Origin of the sequence: Gordonibacter pamelaeae 7-10-1-b, from assembly GCF_000210055.1 — a bacterium.
Taxonomy (GTDB): Bacteria; Actinomycetota; Coriobacteriia; order Coriobacteriales; family Eggerthellaceae; genus Gordonibacter; species Gordonibacter pamelaeae.
Genome location: NC_021021.1, coordinates 3,189,945 through 3,192,560 on the forward strand (window position 1 = coordinate 3,189,945; position 2,616 = coordinate 3,192,560).

Annotated in this window: 3 protein-coding genes; 1 reads left to right on the forward strand and 2 read right to left on the reverse strand. The window is 68.8% G+C overall.

All coding sequences use genetic code 11. The annotated features are described in order from the left end of the window. Window positions 1-1,024 (forward strand): ABC transporter substrate-binding protein (locus GPA_RS14645; protein WP_083809161.1); only part of this gene is annotated, 1,024 nt, incomplete at its 5' end. 118 nt (window positions 1,025-1,142) lie between these two features. On the opposite strand, the gene rpmE is transcribed toward GPA_RS14645, so the two are convergent. Continuing rightward, window positions 1,143-1,622: a 50S ribosomal protein L31 gene (gene rpmE, locus GPA_RS14650; protein WP_015540358.1), complete on the reverse strand. Its 480-nt coding sequence runs from the start codon at window positions 1,620-1,622 to the stop codon at window positions 1,143-1,145. 134 nt (window positions 1,623-1,756) lie between these two features. Beyond that, window positions 1,757-2,616 (reverse strand): rhamnulose-1-phosphate aldolase (gene rhaD, locus GPA_RS14655; protein ID WP_049784185.1); only part of this gene is annotated, 860 nt, incomplete at its 5' end.

The following is a 2,616-nucleotide window of genomic DNA, read 5'->3' on the forward strand; positions in this document are numbered from 1 at the left end:
CGCGTCGGGCGGCGACGCCCCCAAGAACGACCAGGCGGCGGAGAGCGCCACGCGCACGTTCACCGACTCGGCCGGGCGCGAGGTGGAGGTTCCCGCCCAGATCGACCGCATCGCCCCCGCCGGCCACACCGCCACGCAGGTCCTGCTGACGATGGCCCCCGACAAGCTGGCCACGCTCTCGCAGGAACTCACCGCCGATCAGGCGAAGTACCTGGGCGGCGATTACGCCGACCTGCCCGTCACCGGCGCCGCGTTCGGCGCCAAGGGCGACCTCAACAAGGAGGCCGTGGCCGCGGCTGGCGCGCAGATCCTCATCGACACCGGCGAGGCCAAGGACGGCATCAAGGAGGATCTCGACACGCTGCAGACCCAGCTGGGCATCCCCGTCGTGTTCGTCGAGACCACCATGGACACCTACGGCGACGCCTACGAGATGCTCGGCGAGCTTCTGGGCATGGAGGACCGCGGCGCGGAGCTGTCCGCCTACTGCAAGAACGCCTACGACGAGACCGTGTCCGTGATGGCGGGCATTCCCGAGGACCAGCGCGTGCGCGTGGCCTACCTGCTGGGCGACGCGGGCACGAACACCATCGCGAAGAACTCCTACCAGGGCCAGGTCGTCGACCTTGTGGCGAACAACGTGGCCGACCTGGGCAAGGTGTCGGGCAGCGGCAGCGGCACCGAGGTGAGCCTCGAGCAGGTGTCCCTCTGGGATCCCGAGCTCATCCTGTTCCAGGAGGGCAGCATATACGACACCGTGGGCAGCGACCCGGCCTGGGCCGACCTTTCGGCCGTGAAGAGCGGCAACTACTACGAGGTGCCCGGCGCGCCGTGGTGCTGGCTCAACAACCCCCCGACCGTGAACCAGGTGCTGGGCATGCAGTGGCTGCCCCGCCTGCTGTACCCCGACCACTACGATGACGATATGTACGACACCGTGGCCGGCTACTTCAAGACGTTCTACGGCTACGACCTCTCGCAGGCCGAGTTCGACGAGATCGCCGCGCACGCGCAGGCGAAGTAAACGGCTTCCCCCCCCCTCCTTCGGAAGCAGAAGCGCCCGGCCGATGGCCGGGCCCCGAAACAGGAACGCCCGGCCATCGGCCGGGCGTTCCTGTTTCGTACCGGATCTCGGTTGCGCGCTACTCGGCGGCCTTCTCCTCGGCCGGAGCCTCCACGAGGGCGTCCACGGCGGCGACTTCCTCGGCCGTGGCCTCGGCAGCGGCATCCTCGGCAGGGGCGGCAGCCTCGGCCTCGGCGGCCTTGGCGGCGTCGCGCTCGGCCTTCTTGGCAAACTCCTCGGCGCGCTTGGCCTTCTCGGCGGCCTTCGCCTCGCGCTCGGCCTTGCGCTTTGCCTCGGCCTCGGCCACGGCTGCGGCCTTGGCGGCCTTCTTCGCGGCCTCGCGCTCGGCCACGGTCTCCTTGGCGGAGCCGAACTTGTCGGCGAAGCGCTGCACGCGTCCGCCGGTGTCCACGAAGCGCTGCTGGCCGGTGTAGAACGGGTGGCACACGTTGCAGATGTCGATCTTCAGCTCCGGCTTCGTCGACATGGTGGTGAACGTGTTGCCGCAGCTGCACTTCACCGTGCACTCGACGTATTCCGGATGAATTCCCTGTTTCATTTGGTTCTCCTTAGACAGGCCTTGGTTTCCGACCAAGGCGAAGACAAGCCTTTGCATGATAGCACAGTTGAAACGCGCATGCGAGGGGAAAACAGGCAACGCGCACAGCACGCACAGCAGCGCACGGCGGCATCCTACCCTTCCAGGAACTCCTCGTTGATCGGCAGGTGGTACGTTTCCGCTATGGCACGCAGACCGGCGTCGGGGATCGTGTTCGGGAAGGCGTCGCTGCCGCGGTTGAGCAGGCGCGCCTGCGCGTACACGGCGGCGGCCTTCTCCACCGTGTGCATGAGGCCGAACGTGGCATCGAAGTCCGCGCCCGAGCAGAACAGGCCGTGCTGCGCCCACACGCAGGCCGGGTAGCGCCCCATGAGCTCGGCGGTGGCGCGGGCGATGTCCGCACCCCCCGGCACCATCCACGGCACGACGCCCAGGCCCTCGGGGCAGGCGATCACGCACTCGGTCATGGCCTTCCAGAGCGCGCGCGTGAACGTGCGCGCATCGAGCGGCATCACGGCCGTGAGCGCCACCACGTTCACAGGATGAGCATGGTAGAGCACCCGGGCCGCGCCCGCCGTGGCGGCGGCGCGCTTCTCGTGGATGAGCACGTGGCTGGCCAGCTCGCTCGTGGGCATGCCGCCCTCCTTGAAGCCCCACACGATGCGCCAGGCATCGCCCTCGTCGTTCAGCTCCACGATGCCCAGCGTGGCGTCCGGGTCGAGCGCCACGTTGCGCATGAACGCGCCGGCGCGCGTGACCAGGAAGAACGAGCGGCGCATGCCCGGCGCGGCAAGCCCCAGCGGCACCCACGAGCTGGCCGTGTCGTAGAAGAATGAGCGGCACGACGCCACGTCCTCCGGCGTGAGGCGGTACGTCGCGTTGCCGCCGTTGCGCTCGTGCCAGCCCTGCTCCCAGCCGTCGTTGCACAGCCGCACGAAGCCCTTCACGAAGCCCTGCTGCTCAACGGCCACGCCCGAGACGGCGCCCTTCGCCA

Bases quoted from the DNA above. Each gene is read 5' to 3' on its own strand.
- rpmE (WP_015540358.1), bottom strand. From the start codon at position 1,622: ATGAAACAGGGAATTCATCCGGAATACGTCGAGTGCACGGTGAAGTGC.